Here is a 1685-nt window from a genome sequence, read left to right as displayed (position 1 = left end):
TCCGAGCCGCTCACGCAAGACGGCTACGAAAGAGCTACCGGACCAAGAACGAGCGGAGGCTCGACCCCAGCTATGAATCTGCATCCCGAACAACCCCATGCCCCACGAGCCGGTCCAGCCGGGACCGACCGTCGCGACCTGAACGTCGCTACCGCCGACCGCTCGTAGCGAGTTGTCGGTGGGGGTGCTGATGAGCTGAGCCATTGAGACATTGGCCCATAGCGCACCAGCCAGTACCGCGACGATCAAGAAGGGCCACCGAAAGCGAGTCATCGAGTTCTCCCTGAGCAAGGGGTTGTTCCTGTTCCTTAGCTAGGGCGAAACCCGTGCCGGACTTTGGACGGCAGGCGTCAACCGTGATAAGTCACAGCGAATTAGCTACTTAGCTGGAAACTTCATTCGCTGGAATTAGGCGCTGGCTGGGTGGTTTCTCGCGGATACTCGCGCGATTTCGCCGGGCACATCGCAAAACGCAATGCGCTACAGCGAGTTGTCAGCTATCGCCGATTTTCGCGACTTCGCCGATTCTCGCGAGGCGCGAGGCCGTACTTGCGAAGCCGGTATCGGAGCGACTGTTCGGTGAGTCCCAGGATGCGCGCGGCCTGACTCTGGTTACCGCCAGCCCGTTGGAGGGCGTCGGTGACCATCCGCCTTTCCACCTCTCCCACTGTCGCCACGAGACCCCGGCCACGGGAGTGCCGGGGGGTGACGGCTCGCTCCTGGAGGTCTCGAGGCAGGGGATCGGGCCGGACCACCTGACCAGGATTCATGGCCACCACGCGCTCGATGTAGTTCTGCAGCTCCCGGACATTGCCCCGCCAGTCGCTCTGCATGAGCACCGCCATGAAGTCGGGCGAGAGCTTGGGCATCTCCCGCTGCTGCACATTGGCGAAGTGCTGGATGAAGTACCGGGCGAGCGCCGGGATGTCCGCCTTGCGCTCGCGCAGAGGCGGTATCTCGATCTCGATCACGGCGAGCCGGTAGTAGAGGTCCTCGCGGAACCGCTGCTCCTCCACCAGGCGTCTGAGGTTCTGGTTGGTGGCGGCGATGATCCGAACGTCCACGTGGATGGGACGGCTGCCGCCCACGGGAGTCACCTCGCGGTTGGCGATGGCCGAGAGCAGCGCGACCTGCTGCGCCAGCGGCATCTCGCCGATCTCATCGAGGAACAGCGTGCCGCCATCGGCCTGCCGGAAACGGCCATCGCGCGCGCGAACCTGCGTGGCCACGTTGCTCAGGATGCCGAACAGCTCGCTCTCCACCAGGGTCTGCGGGATGGCGCCGCAGTTGACCGAGACGAACGGCCCCTTCCGGCGTGGCCCGCTGTGATGGAGGATCCGCGCCACCAGCTCCTTTCCGGTCCCGTTCTCGCCGGTGATCAGCACCGTGGTCGGCGCCTGGGCGGCGGGCTCGATCAGCGCCAGGACCCGGCGCATCTCGGAGCTCGAGCCGATCAGGTTCTGGTGCTGGAAGCGTGAGCCGACTTCCTGACGCAGCGACAGGTTCTCGTCCTCGAGCCGCGATTTCACGCGCTCGATTTCCTCGTGGCCGCGCGCGGTCTCGATGGCGGCGGCCATCAAATGCGCGAACCCCTCGAGCAGCCCGCGGTCCGCCTCACCGAAGTGATGCGGCTCCTGCGAGTCGAGATAGGCCGCGCCGCGCACCGCGCCACCCATGAAGAGCGG

At 65.5% G+C, this 1685-nt stretch carries 2 protein-coding genes; both read right to left on the bottom strand.

All coding sequences use genetic code 11. The features are described from left to right. Positions 1-273, bottom strand: a 273-nt coding sequence (locus VFQ05_09225) for a hypothetical protein (GenBank protein ID HET9326939.1), incomplete at its 3' end; no start/stop codon positions are given. A gap of 224 nt (positions 274-497) precedes the next feature. Then, on the bottom strand, positions 498-1685 hold a 1188-nt coding region (locus VFQ05_09220; protein ID HET9326938.1), incomplete at its 5' end, for a sigma 54-interacting transcriptional regulator.

This window comes from Candidatus Eisenbacteria bacterium (genome assembly GCA_035712145.1).
In the GTDB taxonomy this organism is placed as follows: domain Bacteria; phylum Eisenbacteria; class RBG-16-71-46; order RBG-16-71-46; family RBG-16-71-46; genus DASTBI01.
This window is presented reverse-complemented; position numbering and strand designations above follow the sequence as displayed.